The 20,646-nt window shown below is 65.8% G+C and carries 19 protein-coding genes; 10 read left to right on the plus strand and 9 right to left on the minus strand.

Annotated elements, in window-relative coordinates; genetic code table 11:
• The first annotated feature begins 54 nt into the window (after positions 1 to 54).
• From IVB29_RS02030 to IVB29_RS02045, 4 genes are all read left to right on the plus strand, one after another.
• Positions 55 to 1,041: a tripartite tricarboxylate transporter substrate binding protein gene (locus tag IVB29_RS02030; RefSeq protein ID WP_247501713.1), complete on the plus strand. Its 987-nt coding sequence runs from the start codon at positions 55 to 57 to the stop codon at positions 1,039 to 1,041.
• Between the two features lie 89 nt (positions 1,042 to 1,130).
• The gene (gene meaB, locus IVB29_RS02035) at positions 1,131 to 2,120 is read left to right on the plus strand and encodes a methylmalonyl Co-A mutase-associated GTPase MeaB (RefSeq protein ID WP_247501714.1); all 990 of its coding nucleotides are present in this window, start codon (positions 1,131 to 1,133) and stop codon (positions 2,118 to 2,120) included.
• Positions 2,117 to 2,764 carry a pyroglutamyl-peptidase I gene (locus IVB29_RS02040; RefSeq protein WP_247501715.1) on the plus strand — a complete coding sequence of 216 codons (648 nt, stop codon included), beginning with the start codon at positions 2,117 to 2,119 and terminating at the stop codon, positions 2,762 to 2,764. The genes meaB and IVB29_RS02040 overlap by 4 nt, the downstream gene beginning before the upstream one ends.
• Positions 2,765 to 2,960: 196 nt before the next feature.
• Positions 2,961 to 4,331, plus strand: a complete 1,371-nt coding sequence (locus tag IVB29_RS02045; protein WP_247501716.1) for a TIGR03808 family TAT-translocated repetitive protein — start codon at positions 2,961 to 2,963, stop codon at positions 4,329 to 4,331.
• 30 nt (positions 4,332 to 4,361) lie between these two features.
• Here the strand turns inward: IVB29_RS02045 and IVB29_RS02050 are convergent, their stop codons facing one another.
• The 4 genes from IVB29_RS02050 to IVB29_RS02065 all read right to left on the minus strand — a co-directional run bounded on the left by IVB29_RS02050 (position 4,362) and on the right by IVB29_RS02065 (position 8,540).
• On the minus strand, positions 4,362 to 5,093 hold the full coding sequence (locus IVB29_RS02050) for a TIGR03809 family protein (protein WP_247501717.1): 732 nt from the start codon (positions 5,091 to 5,093) through the stop codon (positions 4,362 to 4,364).
• 484 nt (positions 5,094 to 5,577) lie between these two features.
• Positions 5,578 to 7,263, minus strand: coding sequence for a S8 family serine peptidase (locus IVB29_RS02055; protein WP_247501718.1), 1,686 nt, complete (start codon positions 7,261 to 7,263; stop codon positions 5,578 to 5,580).
• Positions 7,264 to 7,278: 15 nt separating this feature from the next.
• Positions 7,279 to 7,974, minus strand: a complete 696-nt coding sequence (locus tag IVB29_RS02060) for a hypothetical protein (RefSeq protein ID WP_247501719.1) — start codon at positions 7,972 to 7,974, stop codon at positions 7,279 to 7,281.
• Entirely contained in the window at positions 7,971 to 8,540 is a 570-nt protein-coding gene (locus IVB29_RS02065; protein ID WP_164987884.1) for a sigma-70 family RNA polymerase sigma factor, read from the minus strand. The genes IVB29_RS02060 and IVB29_RS02065 overlap by 4 nt, the downstream gene beginning before the upstream one ends.
• A gap of 438 nt (positions 8,541 to 8,978) precedes the next feature.
• On the opposite strand from IVB29_RS02065, the gene IVB29_RS02070 reads away from it, so the two are divergent.
• Positions 8,979 to 10,136: a GGDEF domain-containing protein gene (locus tag IVB29_RS02070; RefSeq protein WP_247501720.1), complete on the plus strand. Its 1,158-nt coding sequence runs from the start codon at positions 8,979 to 8,981 to the stop codon at positions 10,134 to 10,136.
• 63 nt (positions 10,137 to 10,199) lie between these two features.
• Entirely contained in the window at positions 10,200 to 11,303 is a 1,104-nt protein-coding gene (locus IVB29_RS02075; protein WP_247501721.1) for a DUF2336 domain-containing protein, read from the plus strand.
• A gap of 17 nt (positions 11,304 to 11,320) precedes the next feature.
• Here the strand turns inward: IVB29_RS02075 and paoC are convergent, their stop codons facing one another.
• The 5 genes from paoC to IVB29_RS02100 all read right to left on the minus strand — a co-directional run bounded on the left by paoC (position 11,321) and on the right by IVB29_RS02100 (position 16,529).
• A complete protein-coding gene (gene paoC, locus IVB29_RS02080) occupies positions 11,321 to 13,525 on the minus strand; it encodes an aldehyde oxidoreductase molybdenum-binding subunit PaoC (protein ID WP_247501722.1) in 2,205 nt (734 codons plus the stop codon).
• Positions 13,526 to 13,528: 3 nt separating this feature from the next.
• Entirely contained in the window at positions 13,529 to 14,479 is a 951-nt protein-coding gene (locus IVB29_RS02085) for a xanthine dehydrogenase family protein subunit M (RefSeq protein ID WP_247501723.1), read from the minus strand.
• Positions 14,476 to 15,132 carry an aldehyde dehydrogenase iron-sulfur subunit PaoA gene (gene paoA / locus IVB29_RS02090; RefSeq protein ID WP_247501724.1) on the minus strand — a complete coding sequence of 219 codons (657 nt, stop codon included), beginning with the start codon at positions 15,130 to 15,132 and terminating at the stop codon, positions 14,476 to 14,478. The genes IVB29_RS02085 and paoA overlap by 4 nt, the downstream gene beginning before the upstream one ends.
• A 210-nt stretch (positions 15,133 to 15,342) precedes the next feature.
• Complete coding sequence (locus IVB29_RS02095) at positions 15,343 to 15,981, minus strand: DUF1109 domain-containing protein (protein WP_247501725.1); 639 nt, start codon at positions 15,979 to 15,981, stop codon at positions 15,343 to 15,345.
• A gap of 2 nt (positions 15,982 to 15,983) precedes the next feature.
• Complete coding sequence (locus IVB29_RS02100; protein WP_247501726.1) at positions 15,984 to 16,529, minus strand: sigma-70 family RNA polymerase sigma factor; 546 nt, start codon at positions 16,527 to 16,529, stop codon at positions 15,984 to 15,986.
• A 289-nt stretch (positions 16,530 to 16,818) separates the two neighbouring features.
• On the opposite strand from IVB29_RS02100, the gene IVB29_RS02105 reads away from it, so the two are divergent.
• The 4 genes from IVB29_RS02105 to IVB29_RS02120 all read left to right on the plus strand — a co-directional run bounded on the left by IVB29_RS02105 (position 16,819) and on the right by IVB29_RS02120 (position 20,637).
• The gene (locus IVB29_RS02105; protein ID WP_247501727.1) at positions 16,819 to 17,520 is read left to right on the plus strand and encodes a hypothetical protein; all 702 of its coding nucleotides are present in this window, start codon (positions 16,819 to 16,821) and stop codon (positions 17,518 to 17,520) included.
• Between the two features lie 141 nt (positions 17,521 to 17,661).
• Complete coding sequence (locus IVB29_RS02110) at positions 17,662 to 18,441, plus strand: enoyl-CoA hydratase (RefSeq protein WP_247501728.1); 780 nt, start codon at positions 17,662 to 17,664, stop codon at positions 18,439 to 18,441.
• 221 nt (positions 18,442 to 18,662) lie between these two features.
• Positions 18,663 to 20,060, plus strand: coding sequence for a TolC family outer membrane protein (locus tag IVB29_RS02115; protein ID WP_247501729.1), 1,398 nt, complete (start codon positions 18,663 to 18,665; stop codon positions 20,058 to 20,060).
• A 19-nt stretch (positions 20,061 to 20,079) separates the two neighbouring features.
• A complete protein-coding gene (locus IVB29_RS02120; RefSeq protein WP_247501730.1) occupies positions 20,080 to 20,637 on the plus strand; it encodes a hypothetical protein in 558 nt (185 codons plus the stop codon).
• Positions 20,638 to 20,646: the final 9 nt, after the last annotated feature.

Consider the following 20,646-nt stretch of genomic DNA (forward strand, 5'->3'; position numbering starts at 1 on the left):
TAAAATATTGCATCGACAAGAGCCCGATTCCCGAGGGCGCCGCCGGGATCATTGATGTCAGGGATCACGCGCCGCATTTTCGCGGCCTCTTCTATGGCTGCGGCCACTTCCGCTCTCCTCACGCCTGCGCGCGCGCAAGCCTATCCGGCGCGGCCGGTGAGCTTGATCGTGCCCTGGGGTGCGGGTGGCGGCACGGACGCGACCGCGCGCGTCGTCGCGACGCTCCTGGAGAAGGAGCTGGGCCAGCCATTCAACGTCGTCAACCGCACCGGCGGGTCCGGCGTCGTCGGCCATGCCGAGATCGCAACCGCGACACCGGACGGCTACACGATCGGCATGCTGACCGTGGAAATCTCGATGCTGCATTGGCAGGCCCTGACGCACCTGACGCCGCGGAACTTCACGGCACTGGCGCTGATGAACGAAGACCCGCCGGGCATCCAGGTCTCCTCGTCATCGCCGTACAAGACGTTGAAGGAGCTCATGGATGCCATCAAGATGGCGGCGCCCGGAAGGTTCAAGGCATCGGGCACGGGACAAGGCGGCATCTGGCATCTCGCACTCGTCGGCTGGATGCAGGCGATGGGATTGCCGGTGAACCAGGTCTCGTGGTCAGCGTCGAATGGCGCAGCACCGGCCATGCAGGATCTCGTCGCGGGCAGCCTCGATCTCACCACCTGCTCGGTACCGGAAGCGCGGCCCACCATCGAGGCCGGCCAGGCGCGCAGCCTCGCAATCATGGCGCTCGCACGCAACCCGATCTTCCCCGACGTCCCGACGCTGAAAGAGACGCTCGGCATCGACTATTCCACCAGCTCATGGCGCGGCATCGGCGCGCCCAAGGGCTTGGCTCCGGAGGTCGCCACCAAGCTGACCGCGGCCTTGAAGAAGGTCTACGACTCCCCCGAGTTCAGGGATTTCATGACCAGGCGCGGCTTCGGCACCGTGTGGCGCGATGCCGGCCAGTTCGCGACCTTCATGGACCAGGCCGACGCCCAGATGGGGCAAGCCATGAAGGCAGCGGGTTTTGCGAAGGCCTGATTTGACACCTCATCCCGAGCGCCCAGCTGCGGCAACATCCTTAGCTGGGCGGCCCTCGCCTGCCCCGCCGTGGCGTTGTAAAGCAGGGCATGACTGAGAAGAAGCCCTCGCTGGACATCAAATCCCTCGCCCGCGATCTGCGCGCCGGCAGCCGCGCGGCGCTGGCGCGGGCGATCACGCTGGTGGAGAGCCGGCGCGGCGACCACCAGGCGCTGGCACGCGAGCTGGTGCAGATGCTGCTGCCCGACACCGGCAAGGCGTTCCGCGTCGGCATCACCGGATCGCCCGGCGTCGGCAAATCCACGACCATCGATGTGCTCGGCAGCTATCTGATCGAGCAGGGCCACAAGGTCGCGGTGCTCGCGGTCGACCCGTCCTCGGCGCGCAGCGGCGGCTCGATCCTTGGTGACAAGACGCGGATGGCGCAGTTGTCAGCATCAGACGATGCCTTCATCCGCCCCTCGCCATCGTCAGGCACGCTCGGCGGCGTCGCGTCGAAAACGCGTGAGGCGATGCTGCTGTGCGAGGCGGCCGGCTTCGGTGTCGTGCTGGTCGAAACCGTCGGCATCGGCCAATCCGAGACCGCGGTCTGCGACATGACCGATTTCTTCCTCGCACTCATGCTGCCGGGTGGCGGCGATGAATTGCAGGGCATCAAGAAGGGCCTCGTCGAGCTCGCCGACATGATCGCCATCAACAAGGCCGACGGCGACAACCTCAAGCGTGCCAACATCACCGCCGCCGATTATCGCGGCGCGCTACACATTTTGACGCCGCGGTCCGAACATTGGCATCCGCCTGTCGTCACCTACTCCGCGCTGGCCGGCACCGGCATCGCCGAGCTGTGGCAGAAGGTGCTCGATCACCGTAAGGCGATGAACGCATCCGGCGATTTTGCCGCGCGGCGACGCGACCAGCAGGTCAAGTGGATGTGGTCGATGCTGGAGCAGCGGATGCTTTCACGACTGCGCAGTGAGGCGTCGGTTCGTACGAAGGTCAAGAAGATCGAGACTGAAGTCGCCGAAGGCCATCTCACGCCGGCGCTTGCCGCCGAGAAGATTCTGGAGTTGCTGCAATGAGCGACAAGCTGCGCATTCTCCTCACCGGCTTCGGGCCGTTTCCCGGCGCGCCCTATAATCCGACGCAGCCGCTGGTGGCGCGTCTGGCGCATTTGCGACGCCCCGCGCTCGACGATGTCGCGCTGTCGAGCCACATTTTCCCGGTGACCTATGCCGCGGTCGACCGGCAATTGCCGGAGGTGCTCGCAAAGGAGAAGCCGGATGCGCTGCTGATGTTCGGCCTCGCTTCCCGCACGCCTTACCTGCGCATCGAGACCCGCGCGCGCAACGCGGTCACCATGCTGTGGCCGGATGCCGCCAACACCCGCTCCAGCAAGCGCGGCATCGCAGACCATGCGGACGCAATGATGTTCGGCCCGCACACCGCAAAACTGCTGCGCGCCGCGCGCCTCACCGGCATCGATGCGCGTTCCTCGCGCGATGCCGGCGCCTATCTCTGCAACTACCTGAGCTGGCGCGCGATCGAGAACGTGCGGGCCGGTGGTCCGCAGCTTGCGGGGTTCATCCATATCCCCCTGCTTGCGCGCAGCGGCGCCGTGCGCCGCAAAGGTGCGCCGCGGATCACGCTGGATGAGCTGGTGGATGCGGGGGAAGCGATGCTGATGGAGCTTGTGCAGTTGGCGCGGAAGGCGCGCGCTTCGTAGGGTAGGTTAGCCGAAGGCGTAACCCACCTCTTCTGCTTCCGCTGACAGAGACATTGGTGGGTTACGCTTCGCTAATCCACCCTACGGCACCGTCTGTGCGGTAAACATTTAACCCTACCGCGAACAATCCCCACGAGCCCGACTGCCCTGCGCTACCTAATCCGCTGCGGACCCCGCGTCCGCCGGAGGACGCGTCATGGACCTCAATCGCCGCCATCTCATCGGAGCTTCCACCGCAGGCATTGCCGGCGCACTTGCCATGCCGGCCGACGCCGCGCGCGCGGCGCCGCTGACGTCCCTGCTCGGCCGCGATGCCACGCAATATGGCGTGCGCCCCGGTATAGCCGAGGATCAGACCCGTGCGCTCCAGCGCGCGATCGACGAGGCCGCGCGCACGCAGATGCCGCTGGCGCTGCCGCCGGGCGTCTATCGCACCGGATTGCTGCGCCTGCCGAACGGCGCACAATTGATCGGCGTACGCGGCGCAACGAAACTCGTCTTCACCGGCGGGGCATCCGCTATCCAGAGCGACGGTTCCGACTCGATTGGATTGGCCGGCATCACTTTCGACGGCGGCGGCGTTCCGCTGCCGACGCGGCGCGGACTGATCCATGTGCTCGGCGGCCGCGACGTCCGCATCACCGAATGCGAGATCACGAACTCCGGCGGCAGCGGGATCTGGCTCGAGCAGGTTTCGGGCGACATCTCCGGCAACATTTTCACCAACATCGCAGTGACGGCGGTGGTCTCGTTCGACGCCAAGGGGCTCAGCGTGTCGCGCAACACCATCATCGGCACCAATGACAACGGCATCGAGATCCTGCGCAACGCGATCGGCGACGACGGCACGCTGGTCACGGATAATCGCATCGAGGACATCAAGGCCGGGCCGGGCGGCTCGGGCCAGTACGGCAATGCCATCAACGCCTTCCGCGCCGGCAATGTGATCGTGCGCGGCAACCGCATCAGAAACTGCGACTACTCCGCGGTGCGCGGCAATTCCGCCTCCAACATCCACATATCAGGCAACAGCGTCAGCGACGTCCGCGAGGTCGCCCTCTATTCCGAATTCGCATTCGAAGCCGCGGTGATCGCCAACAACACGGTCGATGGCGCCGCGGTCGGCGTCTCCGTCTGCAATTTCAACGAAGGCGGCCGCATCGCGGTGGTCCAGGGCAACATCATCCGCAATCTGATCCCGAAACGGCCGATCGGCACCGCGCCGGATGACGACGCCGGCGTCGGCATCTACATCGAGGCCGACACCTCCGTGACCGGCAACGTGATCGAGAACGCGCCGTCCTACGGCATCGTCGCCGGCTGGGGCAAATATCTGCGCGACGTCGCGATCACGGGCAATGTGATCCGCAAGGCGCTGGCCGGCATCGGCGTCTCCGTGGTGCCAGGGGCCGGCACCGCGCTCGTCAACAACAACATGATCTCGGAAACCCCGCGCGGCGCCGTGGTCGGCCTCGACCACGCCCGTGCGGTGACGTCCGACCTGTCGGCGGACGGCGCGCAGCGCTTTGCACAGGTGGTGATCGGCGGGAATGCGGTGCGGCGGTAGTTACCGGCCCCCGCGTCCAGCTCCCAAACGTCAGAACGCGTTGCGCAGCAGCGGGTACTTCGCTTCCAGCCCGTCGAGGTTGAAGGTGAATTCGACGACGCGCTCGGGGGCTGCGACGATTTCGGCGGCGGGCGGGGCGAACTGCGGCAGAAGCGTTGCCATGGCGGCAGGCGTGGCCAGCGGCGGCCTTACGGCGGGCGCAGCGAGTGACGCCCTCGCGGCAGACGCGGCGACTGGCGACCTCACGGCAGGTGCGATGAACGGTGCCCTCGCGGCGGGGGCCCTGAGTGATGGCATCTCGGCAGGTGAGGTGAACGAGGCCGTCGCAGCGCGCGCCGCAAGCGGTGCGGCCGGGGCGAGCGGCGCTTCCGTCACTTCGGCCAGCACATCCGGCTTGGGATCGAGCCTGACCGGCACGGCGGTCTCGGCGGCGATGTGCACGGCCTTCGGCTGCACGGTCTGCGCCGGCGCGGCCTGCGCCTGCTCACGCGGAAACACGCGGGGCATGGTCGCCGGCGACCAGCCGAAGGCGGAGGTGACGCTCGCGGCGGCCGCAGCGACGTCCCCGCCGGTGGCAATGGCGCGCCAGGTCTGGACGGCGCGTTTGGCTTCCTGGATGTTCTCGAGGAATGCGATCTCGGAGTGATAGCGGCGCCAGCGTCCGGTCTCGAACATTTCGGAGAGATGTTCCAGCCGCTGCTCGGCGAGAGCGCACCAGCGCACCGCAAGGTCGCGGTGACCGGCACTTTGGCGATGTGTCATGAACCAGCCCGTCAGGAGAGAAATACGGACGCGGGGACGCAACGCACACGAATCAATTTAGACGCGACATGAATATTTTGTGGAAAAGTTTTGACTTGTCCAGCAACGACACGGCGTTCGTCATGAAAGACCGTAGTCGTGCGGAGTTTTCAGGCATTTCCGAGTCAAGCTTCGCACAAGCATGACGGGCTTGCGGTGGACCTCAACGAGGTCGGCGATGGGCGCAGCCGCGCCCGCTCAACCGCAGGCTGATCCGAAACATCGCTTCGAGGAATCGGATGCCCGAAAAGAAAAGACCCGTCCGGGGGGACAACCGGACGGGTCGAGCCATATGGGCGCTTGGGGTGGATGGGCGCTCGCGCCTAATATGACTTATGGGGAGGGATGACCGCTCCCACATAATTTGGTCGTGGCAGCCGGCTGAATGTTCAATGCGGCGTCCGATTTTTCGACCATCGCGCGGCGCGCAATGTTGTCGCAGCCGCTAGCGCGTCGCCGGCCTATCCGCCTGAGAAACCGCGGATTTATCGGCCGCACTCGACAGCGAGGGCTGCTCGATCGCGCGGATGCCGGGCTCGTCGCGACGTGGCTGCGCATCTTCACGTTTTGTTGTACCGGACACAGCCGCAACCGGCGTCGCGCTGTCGGCGGGAACAGCCATGACTGCGGCAAAAGCATCGGCCTCGCCGTCGCCGAACAGATCATCACGGCCGGGTGAGCCGAGGTCGCGCGCGGTCTTCGCCAGCGTCATGCGCAGCGCTTCCGGCTTCAGCGCGTAATTGCGCTCGAGCAGCAGCGCCGCGACGCCGGAGACATAGGCGGCCGAGAACGAGGTCCCCGACGTCATCTGGTACTTCCCGTCCGGCGCCGGCAGGAAGATGTCGACGCCCGGCGCCGCCAGCGCGATGTAGTTGCCGCGGTTGGATGCCGAGAACAGTCTGTCCTGCTGGTCGGTCGCGCTGACCGCGATGACGTTGGGATTGGCGGCGGGATAAAGCGGCGGCGATTTCGCGCCCGCATTGCCGGCGGCTGCGATCAGCACCAGCCCGCGCGCGGCGGTGGCCGCGATGGCGCGCTCGATCACGGCATCCTTCGGGCCGGCAAAGCTCATATTGACGATCTGGGCGCCGTGCTCCGCGGCGTAGTTGAGCGAGCGCAGGATGATGTAGGACGAGCTCTCGGCGCCGCCCGTGGTGCCGCCGAAAGCGCGGATGGCGATGATGCGCGCCTCGGGCGCGCTGCCCATCAGCTTGGCATGGGCCACGATGGCGCCGGCGATGCCGGTGCCGTGGATGTGCGGTCCCTCGGTGCTGCCGAGCGCATCAAAGTTGTCGGAGATGGAATTGGCGAGCTCGGGATGTTTGGCGTCGATGCCGGAATCGATCACGGCAACCGTCACGTTGGCGCCGTGTGCCAGCGTATGTGCCTGTGGCAGGCGCAGCTTTGCCAGTGCGTATTGTGCCGGATCGCCCTCGGTCGGCACAGCCGATTTCTGATCCTGGAGCACGTAACGGAAATTCGGCTGGACCGAGCGCACGCTGGCGTCAGTGGCGAATTCGCGCCGCACCGTCTCGGAGGGCCGGCCGTCGGTGATGCGGAACAGGCCGAACGTGGCCCCGATCAGCGGGAAATTCTCGGATGCGATGCGCGCGAGGCCGTGGCGGCGCGCAAGCGCGTCGGCCTCGGTCACCGACAGCGCGCCGTCGATCTCGGCAACGAATTCGTTGGCGATGGTGCGCAGGTCGACGGCAACCGGCGTGTTGTTGCCGCGCCCCTTGCCGACGCTCTTCTTGCCGGACTTGCCGGTGCCCTCACCACCCGTATTTGGCCGGGCGAGGCATTCGCCCCCGGCGTCGCGGTAGGCAGCCGTGCAGGCCGGATAGAGGTTCGGCGAGTAGCGCGCATAGGGCAGCACCGGCGTCGGACCCATTCGGGTCGCAGAGATCCGCGCGGTCGTGATCGTGCGCGGGCCGCGGTCGACGCTCACCGCCCGCGCAGCGATGCTCGGAGAGATGGTCGGCGTACGCGAGGGGACGCTGATGGTGGGCGTGCGCATGATCGCCTGCGCCTGCGCAACCTCGACACCCAGACAGGCGGCCAGCAGCAGCGTCGCTCCGACCGACGAAGCGTAGGCTGCGGCTCGCGACTTGCTCTCGGACTTGCGCGTCATCGGTTTAGAGGCGCCTTACGGCGCCGCGACGGCGAGGTTGACGAACTTCTCGCGCGACATCCTGCTGAGCAGCGCGGCGAGTTCGTCCTGGCTCATCGCCTTGTCGAACTGAAGGCGGAACATGCCGCCCTTGGCATCGCCGATGATCGACGCCTGGTAGCTGTCGAGCAACGCGGTGATGTCGGCAACCCGCGCCTCGGGCGTGAAACGCACCAGCGCACGTGCCGATGCTGCGGATGCACCGAGTTCGCGCGTGATCGGGGCGCCGGTCGAGAGCGAGGCGGTCTGGAAGGTCGCGGTCTGGGTCTTCATCAGCACAGCGCCGATGATGCCGGCCTGCAGCAGCAGCGCGATGGCACCCAGGCTCGCCGACCAGGCCAGCGTGCGCGGCGACAGGCCCGAGAAAAAGGTCGCGATGCGGGCCGAGAGCGGCAGCGAAGCGGCTGCACGCGCCGGTTCGGCGTCGATCGCGGCGAACAGCTTCTGCATCGCACGGGCCGACGGCGCCCCTAAGCTCTCGTTCAGATGGATGGTCTCTTCGTACTCGCCGCGGATCGCGGCATATTGCTTCGCGAGCGCCGGATCATTCGCCAGCGCTTCCTCGACGCGGTGGGCGTCGCGCGCGCTCAGCGTGCCGGCGGCATGCCAGGGCAGCAGCAGTTCAATTTCACTGGGCTCTTGCTCCAGCATCTTCTTGCTCAATGCCATCATGGCCAGCCTCGCTCAATGCCGGCTGCCTTCAGCAGTTCGGCCAATTTCTTGCGCGCGTAGAACAAGCGCGTCTTCACAGTGTTCTCCGGAATGCCAACGATTTCGGCCACTTCTTCCACGGATTTCTCGTGGTAGTAGACGAGATCGACGATTTCCCGGTGGTCCGGCGAGAGGCCCGTCAGACACTCCCGCAACGCTTCACTGGTATCCTTCTTCTGCACCACCGTTTCCGGATTGTCGGACGAATCCTCAATCGCGTTCGCGGCGTCGTCGTCCAACTCAAAATCCTTCCTGCGCCGGAGCGCCGAGAGGGCCTTGAATCGGGTGATTGCCAGCAGCCAGGTGGAAACAGCGGATCGGCCTTCGAATTTGCCGGCTTGACGCCAGACGTCGAGAAACACCTCGCTGATGAGGTCTTCCGCCGCCTGCTCGTCCCGCACGAGCCTCAGCCCGAACCTGTAAACCCTGACATGGTGCCGCCCGTACAGCACCTGCATGGCGAGCCGGTCACCCTGAGCGATCCTGGCGATGAGGACCTCGTCCGTAGCCGCCTGTGTCACGCTCAATGCCCGTCTCGCAAAGTTGGTCGGGGCGGCGCGGCGGACGGTTCGACGGGCGGAGCGAAATTCTTCAACCTACCGCGGTCATACGGGGGCTTGTGTGATCTACCCCACATACGCGAACTTTCCTTTTTCCACCCGCGGCGGCTGGCCGCTTCGCTCAAGAACGGTAACATAGTAATGAAGCACTTTCCTGCGCAACGCCGCCCCAGTGCAGGCGGCCTGACATGCATGGAACCATAGCAGCCCTGCACGACATATGTCTCTCCAAGCCCTGTTTTGGCTCGACCGCATCGCCCGCGATGCCTAATTGCCGGCAGATTGCACCTGCCGGCCGCCTTGACCCTGTACTGCGCTGCACCGTTTGGATTCGGTTTCAAAGGATACCAAACCTAAAGGCTTGCCACGTAGATTTTTAGGCTGAGCTCCACCATTGGCGGGACAATGAGCACGGCCGCGACGTCCTTACCGGAGAGGAATGCCGCTGAGGTCGCGGATCTCGTTCTCATGCCTGATGCGGCTGCGCCCGAGGTACGAGCGCGCCGGACCCGGCAGCGCCGGCAGATGTATGTCGGCCAGGTCGCGAGCTACTCGCTCGGCGCCTTCGTCCTGCTGCTCTACGGCTATGACGGCACCGTTGCGATGCACGTTCCGTCGCTGTTCTGGATCGGCGGCCTGTCCATCATCGGCATCTTCGTCGTGATGTCGGAGGCCGGCGTCGGCGACCGGCATACCGATCACTATCTCACCGTCTTCCAGATCTCGGCGCATATGGCGCTGCAGTTCGTGTTCCTGGTGTCGGTGCCGGCGATCGGCGTCGCCTTCATCAGCGTGCTGTTCCTGATCTTCGCCTTCGGCACGCTGCGCATGACGTCGGCGCAGGCGATGTTCACCTGGACGATCGCGACCGCTTGCCTTGCTGCGGTCTTCCTCGGCTCCGACCTGCCGATCGGCATGCCAGTTGCCACGAAGCTGCAGCGGACCGCCTCGATGCTCTGCTTCGTGCTGGTGATCGGCCAGTGCGCCTTCCTCGGCCTGTTCGGCGCCACGCTGCGCAAGGTCCTGTACCGGCGCAGCATCGAGCTGAAGGATGCCTATCGGCGCATCGAGGAGCTGGCCGAGCTCGACGAGCTGACCGGATCCTACAATCGCCGCTGCATCATGCGTCTTCTCGACGCAGAGATGGAAAAGTCGCGGCAGACGTCCGCGCCTTGCGCGATCGCGCTGATCGATCTCGACTGGTTCAAGCGCATCAACGACGCCCACGGCCATCCCGTCGGCGACGAGGTGCTGCGCACCTTTGCCATCACCATCTTCGCCAACATTCGCCCGTCCGACTGTTTTGGCCGCTACGGCGGCGAGGAATTTCTGCTGCTGCTGCCGGACACCGCAGGCGATGCCGCCTCGCGCATGATGGAGCGGCTGCGCGGCATCGTCGCCGATCTCGACTGGAGCGCATTTTCCCCGGGCATGCGGGTGACGATTTCCGCGGGGGTCGTGACGCTCCGCCACGCCGATACTGCCGATACATTTCTCGCGCGCGCCGACTGCGCGCTCTATTCCGCCAAGGCGCAAGGGCGCAACCGAGTTGCAACAAGCTGACCAATCCATTTTCTCCCGGTGCGTGAGAATCTGCCGCCGGACCGAACGCTCCAGGACAGGGCCATGAGATCGAAATCCGCCAAACCATCCGAAAACCTGCTGGAGGAATTGCAGGCTGCGCTCTCGCACGGGACCGTTTCGCGCCGGGTCGAGACGCTGCGCCGCGTCACCGATCTCTTCGTGGGCAATTTGGTGGACTATTCAGACGAGCACGTCCGCGTGTTCGACGACGTGTTCCAGTGCCTGGTCGAGCAGATCGAGACATCGGCCCGGGCACTGCTGGCCGACCGCCTCGCGCCGATCGCGGCCGCACCGCCAAAGATCATCCGCACGCTCGCGCTCGACGAGGTGATCGAGGTCGCCGGTCCCGTACTGTCGAAATCGGAGCGGCTGGACGAGACGACCCTGATCGAGATCGCGCGCACGCGCGGCCAGGCGCATCTGAAGGCGATCTCGCTGCGGCGGGTGCTGTCGGAAGCGCTGACCGACGTGCTGGTGACGCGCGGCGACGAGGACGTGGTGCAATCGACCGTCAGCAATCCGGGTGCGCGGCTCTCCGAGGGACGCCTCACCGACCTCGTCACGCGCGCCGAACGCGACGATGATCTTGCCGCCTGCATCGGCCTGCGGCCCGATTTGCCGCGCCATCACTATTTGAAGCTGGTCGCGAAGGCCTCCTTGAGCGTGCGCAGGAAGCTGGAGGCCGCACATCCGGAACTCGCAGACGAAGTGTCGAGCGTGGTCCAGGAAGTGGCCCAGCGGGTCCGCGCCGCTGCCATGACCCGGCAGACCGAGATGGCGCGCGCGCTGGTGAGATCGCTGCACGAGGACGGCCGCCTTAACGAATTCCAGGTCACCACCTTCGCCGAACACGGCAAGTTCGACGAGACCAATGCGGGGCTCGCGGCGCTGGCAGGCGTCGCGGTCGAGACCGCCGAAAACATGATGATCGAGAGCCGCACCGAGGGCGTGATGATCCTCGCCAAGGTCGCGGGCATGCAATGGTCGAGCGTGCGCGCGATCATCGCCATGCGCGAAAAGCTCTCAGGCGGCCCGCAGACCGACGTGCCGACGCTGCGCGAGACCTACGAGGCGCTGCGCTCATCGACCGCACAGCAGGTGCTGCGCTTCCACCGCATGCAGCAGGGCGCAACGCCGGCGGCCTGAGACCGCCGCGAACGGCCTCAGGCGTCAGGCATGTGATCCAGCAGCTTGTCGAGCGTGATCGGATAGTCCCTGACCCGTATGCCGGTCGCGTTGTAGATGGCGTTGGCCAGCGCCGCAGCGACGCCGCATATCCCGAGTTCGGCGATTCCCTTTGCCTTCATCGGCGACGACATCGGGTCCGTCTCATCCAGAAAGATCGTGTCCTGGTGCGGGATGTCGGCATGCACCGGAACCTCGTAGCCGGCGAGATCGTGATTGACGAAGAAGCCGTTGCGCTTGTCCACCGCCAGCTCTTCCATCAGCGCCGCCCCGACGCCCATGGTCATGGCGCCAATGACTTGGCTGCGTGCCGTCTTCGGATTGAGGATGCGGCCCGCGGCACAGACGGCCAGCATGCGGCGGACACGGATCTCCGCCGTCGCCACGTCGACGCCGAGTTCGACGAAATGCGCGCCGAACGTGGATTGCTGGTGGGTCTTGGCGAGATCGCCGTACTCGATCGAATCTTCTGCCGACAGCTCACCGCCCGACGCCGCCTGCCCAAGCGGAACGCTTCGGTTGCCCGATGACACTTGGCCATCCGTGAAGGCTATTTCAGCGGAGTTGAAGCCGAGCTTCTGCGCCACGGCCTCGCGCAGCTTCACGCAGGCGGCATAGACGCCCGAGGTTGAATTGTTCGCGCCGAACTGCCCGCCGGAGCCTGCGGATACCGGGAAGCTGGAATCGCCGAGACGCACGACGACCTTGTCCAGCGGCACGCCCATCATCTCCGCCGCGGTCTGGGCGATGATGGTATAGCTGCCGGTTCCGATGTCGGTCATGTCGGTCTCGACGGTCACGCGCCCCTGCCCGTCGAGGCGAACGCGCGCGCCCGATTTCATCAGCAGATTGTTGCGGAACGCGGCAGCCACGCCCATGCCCACGAGCCAACGGCCGTCGCGCTGCTTGCCTGGCTCGGCATTTCGCTTGCTCCAGCCGAAACGCTCCGCGCCGATCCGCATGCATTCGACGAGTTGCCGCTGCGAGAACGGACGGTTCGGGTGTTCGGGATCGACCTGGGTGTCGTTGCGGGCACGGAATTCGATGGGGTCGAGACCCAGCCGCTCCGCCATCTCGTCCATGGCGATCTCCAGCGCCATCATGCCCGGCGCCTCGCCGGGCGCGCGCATGGCGTTGCCCTCGGGCAAATCCAACATGGCAAGACGCAGCGCCGTCATCCGGTTCTCGCCGGCGTAGAGCAGACGGGTCTGGTTGACCGCCGTCTCCGGCCTGCCCTCCGGCAAATTGCCCGACCAGCTCTCGTGTCCGATCGCCGTGATCTTGCCGTCCCTGCCAGCACCGATACGAATGCGCTGGATCGTCGCCGGACGATGCGTCGTATTGTTGAACATCAGGGGCCGCTGCATGGCGACCTTGACCGGACGGTTGGCGGCACGGGCGCCGAGCGCTGCGAGGACAGCATCGGCGCGAAGGAATAGTTTGCCGCCAAAGCCGCCGCCGATGAAGGGCGAAATCAGGCGAACGTTTTCCTTGGGCAGGCCTAGCGTCTTCGCAACGTCCCCGGTGGTCCAGGCAATCATCTGGTTGGAGGTCCAGAGCGTGAGCTTGTCCCCTTCCCACGAAGCCATCGACGCGTGCGGCTCCATCATCGCATGGGCCTGGTCCGGCGTGGTGTAGGTCGCATCGAGCTGCACCGGCGCAGACGCGAACGCGCCGGGAAAATCGCCGACAGTCGTGTCCGCCTGATTGTCGCCGCGTCCGGGAGGCTTGGCGGCCCCGTCCCGTCCGGCTGAAAGGTCGAACGAACCCTTCGCCGCAGTGTAATCGACCTTGACGAGCTGGGCTGCGGCGCGGGCCTGCTCGAAGGTTTCGGCGACGACGACCGCGACCGCCTGATGATAATGGTCGATGTCGGGCCCGCCGAGCAGCTTTGCCGTGTTGTAATTGCCTTTGCCGAGCTTGCCGGCATTCTCCGCCGTGACGATCGCGATGATGCCGGGCGCGGACTTGGCACGAGACAGATCCATCGAAGCAATCCGGCCCTTGGCGATGGCCGAGCCGACAATGTAGCCGTAGGCGGCGCTGGCGGCGCGATCGTGCCACTCGTAGGCATAGGTAGCCCGTCCGGTGGTCTTCAGCGGACCCTCGATCCGGCTGGTCGCATGACCGATGACCTTGAGCTGATCGATCGGATTGGTGGTCGCAGGCGTGTCGAACTTCATGGCTCAACCTTTCGCTTCGGTCAGGACCGCGCCCAGGGTTCGCTCCACCAGCGAAAGCTTGAATGCATTTTCTTTCGTGGGACTGGCTCCTTCGAGCAGACGCGCGGCAACGGCCTTTGCACCGTGCGGCATTTCGGCTTCGGCCGCTTCGACCCGCCACGGCTTGTGAGCGATGCCTCCGACGGCAACGCGTCCCGTCCCGTCGCGCTGGATGATCGCTCCGACCGAGACCAATGCGAACGCGTAGGAAGCGCGGTCGCGGACCTTCCGGTAGATATGCGTTCCGCCAACGAGCTTGGGCAGCGTGACGGACGTGATCAGTTCACCCGGGGTCAGTGTCGTCTCGAGGTGCGGGGTATCGCCGGGCAGACGGTGGAGATCGGCGATCGGAATGTCCCGGATCGAGCCGTCCGGGCGCGCCGTCTGAACGGTCGCATCGAGCGCACGCATGGCAATCGCCATGTCGCTCGGATGCGTCGCGATGCAGGCGTCGCTCGCACCGATCACCGCATGCTGGCGGGTTACGCCGCCGATGGCGGCACAGCCGCTGCCGGGGTTACGTTTGTTGCAGGGCTGATTGGTGTCGTAGAAGTATGGGCAACGTGTCCGTTGCAGCAGATTGCCGGCGGTGGTCGCCTTGTTGCGCAATTGTCCGGACGCGCCGGCAAGCAACGCACGTGACAGCAGGCCATAGTCACGCCGGATCCGTGCATCGGCCGCCAGCGCCGTGTTGCGCACCAGCGCGCCGATGCGAAGTCCGCCGTCGGACGTTGGTTCGATCTTGTCGAATCCCAGGCCGTTGACATCGATCAAATGGGACGGCGTCTCGATCTCAAGCTTCATCAAATCGAGCAAATTGGTGCCGCCGGCGATGAATTTGGCGTTGCTGCGCCCAGCGGCCGCCGATGCCGCCGCTGCGGGCGAATTTGCCTTTTCATAGGTGAAGGGCTTCATGCGGGCCTCCCGGCAATTTCGGTGATCGCCTCGGCAATGTTGGAATAGGCGCCGCAACGGCAGATGTTGCCGCTCATGCGCTCGCGCAGCTCGGCGTTGGTCAGGTGCGGGACGGCATTCAGGTCGCCCGTGACGTGACTTGGGATTCCGGCCTTGATCTCGTCGAGCACGGCGACCGCTGAGCAGATCTGCCCGGGCGTGCAATAGCCGCATTGAAAACCATCATGCTTGACGAAGGCGGTTTGCATCGGATGCATCTGTTCCGGCGTACCAAGCCCCTCGATGGTCGTGACGGTCTCGCCCTCATGCATGACCGCAAGTGTCAGGCACGAATTGATCCGCTGCCCGCCGACGATCACGGTGCAGGCGCCGCATTGACCGTGGTCGCAGCCCTTCTTGGTGCCGGTAAGATGGAGATGCTCGCGAAGAGCGTCGAGGAGCGTCGTGCGGGTGTCGAGCTTCAGAGCGCGGACCTCGCCGTTGACGCTAAAGGAAACCGTCGCCATCGCCGGCGCTTCCTCCGCAGCGGCCGGAAGCGCGGTGGCAGAATTCTGAGCTTTGGCCGCGTGCGAAGCAGCTCCGATCGCAACCGACGTGGCGGTTCCAATCAAGAGGTTCCGCCGCGACATTTCGAATGCGCTGGGTTCTCGCATGGTTGGGCATATCCCTCGCTACAGCAGCGCCCATCGGCGCGCTGGATAGAAGTCGTCCAACCGAAGTTAGTTTCTAGGCGTGGCCTGTATTAGCCGTTCACAAGCGCATGAACCTATTAGCGCCATTCATGAATGCGGGCTCGAGAGAGCGATCGAGCTCGCCTGGCACTCGTGGCAATTTGACGTCACGCCAGTTTGCGCGAAACGTCCCTAGTACCGCAGGACTCTCGAGCCAACCGCGGCGCCAATCGCCGTCACCAGTGCGGTTGCGATCGTGTACCAGGTTGCGACGAACAGAGGCGAGTCGTCGGTGCAGTGGGAGGCGTAGAGCGTCGCGGCCAATCCAGCCGACACCAGGCCGGCGAGCGCACCGGCCAGCGCCGGCCGCGACGGCGCGCCGTGGCGCAGGCCGAACAGCGCGCCCGCGAGAAGCGGCAACGACATCGCCGGGATCGCCGACAGGCACCACCGCGAGTTCTTGCCGACGAGTCGCATCGTCATCGGCATGGCCGGCGCCATCATCGCCTCGCTACCGATCGCCACCGCGAGCAGCCCGACCGGGAGCAGCAGCAGCCAACCCCAACCACGCATCAAGGCTTCGGGCCGCGACAAATGCAGGCTGATGATGATCGCGGGGATTGCGAGCGACAGCGTGACTGCGAACTTCATGTCGAAGAACGGGTTGTGCATCGCGCTCATCACGTCAGGCCGCACGCCGAGGAAGGTGGCGAAGATCAAGATCGACAGCGGCGCGCCGACGAGAAGTCCCATCGTCAGCACGGCGCCGACGCGCGGGGCTCGGCTGGCATTGTCGGCCGCGAGCGAACGAATGAGTTGATCGGTATCCATGACTAGTGGTCCCGCAGTTTGGCAGTCAGTGCCGCAAGTCCGCGATGCAGCGCGACCCGCACCGCACCTTCGCTCATCGAAAATCTTGCCGCCGTGTCCTTGATCGAGGCGGCCTCGACCGCGATCGACTGCAACACGTCGCGCTGGCGCTGCGGCAGCGTACCCAGCTGCGTCGCGACTTCGGCCGGCGAAGCGGTCTCCTCCGGCACTTCGCCCGGCAGGGTCTCGGCGAAATCGTCGATATCGACGAAGATGCGCCTGCCGCGCCGCCGCAGCGTATCGATCAGCTTGTTGCGGGCGATCGCAAACAGCCATGGCGCGAAGGGGGCTTCGCTGTCCCAGGTGTGCCGCTTCAGATGCACCGCCAACAAAATCTCCTGCACGATATCCTCGGCCTGATCGGGAGGCTGCCCGGCCCGCGCCAAGCCACGCCTCGCGGCAGCGCGCAGCACGGGCGTGACCGCCCTCAACAGGCGATGATACGCCGCATCATCGCCTGCCATGGCCGACCGCATCAGGCCGGTCCACTCGTCCTCACGTCCGCGCACGCGCGCCCTCACCATGCAATTCGGCCGCTCTTTCAGTTTGTTACGCGAGCACCCTCATGATCACGAACTCGTGATCGATGCGGGACCCATTGTCTGCGCGGCCGCCAAAAATCTGCGACGGCTCATAACACTGATCGGTCCCGTACGCACCCGGCGCCGGCTGCAGACGGGACGGCTTGCCCCGTTTTTGCCAAGTGTAGCCCGAAGATTCCCATTTTCTGCCCCGCTGTCGTCACGCCCCGGCGTCTCTGTTCGGTCCCGGGATGGGTCGATTGGGGAGATCGTCAACATGATGAAAGCGAGCGGGCGCGCCGCCCTGATTCTTCTGGCCGGACTTTTCCTGCTGTTCGGAGGCGCCGCACAGGCGGCGCCGAGTTCGGCTGCGAGCGGCAAACCGGACAGCGCAGGCAAACAGGCCGACGCGGTCAAGCCGGACAAGCACCGGCGCCACACGTCTCGCCGCACCAGCAGCAAGACGGCGCAGAAATCCTCCGACGACAAGGCCGGCAAGACCGATGCCGCCCCCAAATCCGACCAGGCGAAATCGGACGAGGCCAAGACCGCTAATAACAAGACCGGCAATAATAAGGCCGATAACGACATCCCGGCCTCGAGCCAGATGCCGCCCGAAATCGCCAACGCCCATGCGCAGCTCGCCGCCGCCGATACGCCGCCCGCGGCTGCGGCCTCCACCATGACAGGCCGCGCCAACGACACCGTCCAGGCCGCGGCCGACAATACCGCCACGCCGAATGCCGAGAACCAGGCCGAGAACCATGCGACGGCACCCGATCAGCTCGGTGATCCCGACCCTGCGCCCGCACAGAAGGCGGTGATCGCCGCAACCGACGCACAGCCGCGGCCGGCACCGGTGATGGCGAGCAGCGACCATAGCTCGGCCTGGGACCAGAGCTCGCTGATCGGCAAGATCTTCATCGGAGTCGGCACGCTGCTGACGCTGGCCTCCGCCGCGCGGATGTTCATGGCTTGATTTCTTGGCCTGATCTCTTGGCCTGAGGAAATCCCGCCCGGGACGTGCGTCTTGCCGCGCGTTCCGGGCCACCATTGGCCCCCTTGAAGCCATCCGCGCCAGCGGGCACATTGCCGGCCCAATCAAAAGCGTGGGTGGAGCATGAGCACGTTCGAACACATCATCGTCGAAAGCATCGGTGCGGTCGGCATCATCAAGCTGAACCGGCCGAAGCTGCTCAACGCGCTCTCCTTCGGCGTCTTCCGCGAGATTGCCGCCGCCGTCGACGATCTCGAGGGCGATGACGCCATCGGCTGCATCGTCGTGACCGGCAGCGAGAAGGCCTTTGCCGCCGGCGCCGACATCAAGGAAATGCAGCCGAAGGGCTTCATCGACATGTTCTCCGAGGACTTTGCCGCAATCGGCGGCGATCGCGTCGCGCGCTGCCGCAAGCCGACCATCGCCGCGGTTTCGGGCTACGCGCTCGGCGGCGGCTGCGAGCTCGCCATGATGTGCGACTTCATCATCGCCGCCGACACCGCAAAATTCGGCCAGCCCGAAATCACGCTCGGCACCATTCCCGGCATCGGGGGCACCCAGCGCCTGACCCGCGCGATCGGCAAGTCCAAGGCAATGGACCTTTGCCTCACCGGCCGCATGATGGACGCCGCGGAAGCCGAGCGCAGCGGCCTCGTCAGCCGCATTGTGCCCGCTGACAAGCTCATGGACGAAGTCATGGCCGCGGCAGAGAAGATCGCTTCGATGTCGCAGCCCGCCGCCGCCATGGCCAAGGAAGCGGTCAATCGCGCCTTCGAGACCACGCTCAGTGAGGGCATGAGCGTCGAGCGCAATCTGTTCCATTCGACCTTCGCGCTGGAAGACCGCTCCGAGGGCATGGCCGCCTTCATCGAGAAACGCAAGCCGGTGAACAAGAACCGCTAATACCGGCGAACGGTCAGGCTGGTGTAAGACTCTGCCACCTTCCCGCAGAAACCCTGTGACGCACCTGCAACAAGCACGGAATAGATGGGGGTTTTCCCCGCGGCAGTTTGCCTGCGGGACCCCGGCTGGTTAAACAGTTAAGAGGCCACCGTCGGCGGGGGCGGACAGCCGGGGTCAAGCGGGATTACATGATTGGGCGTACCGCCAGAGCTGGTCGCGTGATGACGCGGCGTCGACCGGGCGTGGGTCCTGTGCTTGCGACATGGACCACGCTGGCGCTCACGTGCGCCCTGCCCTCGGCGGCATGGGCGGAAGCCCTGCCCGAGGCGCTGGCCAAAGCCTACCAGACCAATCCGCAGCTCAATGCCGAGCGCGCGCGCCAGCGCGCCACGGACGAGAACGTGCCGCAGGCGCTGGCCGGCTACCGGCCGCAGATCGTGGCGAGCCTCAGCGCCGGCCTGCAATCGGTGCGCAATCTCTTGCCCGACAACACCATCCAGACCGCGAATCTGAAGCCATGGATCATTGGCGTCACCGTGACGCAGACCCTGTTCAACGGCTTCCGCACCGCCAACAACGTGCGCGCCGCCGAACTCCAGGTGCAATCGGGCCGCGAGGCGCTGCGCAATGTCGGCCAAGGCGTGCTGCTCGACGCCGTCACCGCCTACACCAACGTGCTCGCCAACCAGTCGCTGGTCGAAGCGCAGCGCTCCAACGTCGCGTTCCTGCGCGAGACGCTCTCGGTGACCCAGCGCCGCCTCAACGCGGGCGACGTCACGCCGACCGACACCGCCCAGGCCGAGGCGCGGCTCAGCCGCGGCCTTTCCGATCTCAACGCCGCCGAAGTCGCGCTCGCGGTGAGCCAGGCGACTTATGCGCAGGTGATCGGCAATGCGCCGTCGCAGCTTCGGGCTGCCGAAGTCGTCGACCGCTATCTGCCGAAGAGCCGCGAGGACTCGCTGACGATGGCGATCCGGCAGCACCCGGCGGTGATGGCGGCCGGCTTCGACGTCGACGTCGCCTCCACCAATATCCGCGTTGCCGAAGGCGCGCTGCTGCCGAGCGCCAACCTCCAGGGCAGCGCCAGCAAAAGCCGCAACAACGACCCGACGCTCGGCACCTTCGCCGAGGACCAGGCCTCGATCGTCGCCAATGTCACCGTGCCGATCTATGACGGCGGCCAGGCCGCCGCGCAGACCCGGCAGGCCAAGGAAATCACGGCGCAGAGCCGGCTCGTGCTCGACCAGGTGCGCAACCAGGCACGCACGGCGGCGGTGAGCGCCTGGGTTGCCAATGAAGGCGCCAAGATCGCGGTCTCGGCCTCGGAGTCCGAGGTGAAGGCGGCAACCGTCGCGCTCCAGGGCGTGCAGCGTGAAGCCGCGGGCGGACAGCGCACGACGGTGGACGTGCTGAACTCGCAGGCCGATCTGATCCAGGCCAAGGCCCGCCTGATCGGCGCCAACCGCGACCGCGTGATCGCCTCCTACACGCTGCTCAGCGCCGTCGGCCATCTCGACGTCAAGACCTTGAGCCTGAACACGCCGGACTATTTGCCCGAGGTGCACTACCAGCAGGTCCGTGACGCCTGGCACGGCCTGCGCACGCCGTCGGGGCAGTAGTTTCAAATCGTTGGTGCCGATGAAACGCTGCCGCATCCATCTGATGGGAGCTTCGGGCTCCGGCGTGACGACGCTCGGCCGCGCGCTCGCGGGCCGGCTTGCGCTGGCGCATCACGACAGCGACGACTATTTCTGGCTGCCGACCGTGCCACCCTACCAGACGACGCGTCCCGCGACCGAGCGCCTGCGCCTGATGCGCGAGATGTTTCTGCCGCGTCTCGATTGGGTGCTGAGCGGATCCATCACCGGCTGGGGCGACGAACTCGTTCCGTTGTTTGATCTGGTCGTCTACGTGACCACGCCGCGCGACATCCGGCTGAAACGATTGCGCGCCCGCGAGGCCGCCCATTTCGGCGCTGACGCCGTCGCGCCGGGCGGCTGGCGCCATGAGGAGACCGAATCCTTCGTCGAATGGGCCTCCCATTACGAAGCCGGCGATCGCGAGGGCCGCAATCTCGCCAAGCATGAATCCTGGCTCGCGGGCCTGCCCTGCCCGGTCGTGCGCGTTGACGGCTCACGTCCGCTTGCGGAGCTTGTCGAGCAGCTATGCAGCGAAGCGGAGCAGCTGCCGGGCTGATGTGATACC

This window comes from Bradyrhizobium sp. 1, from assembly GCF_023073315.1.
In the GTDB taxonomy this organism is placed as follows: domain Bacteria; phylum Pseudomonadota; class Alphaproteobacteria; order Rhizobiales; family Xanthobacteraceae; genus Bradyrhizobium.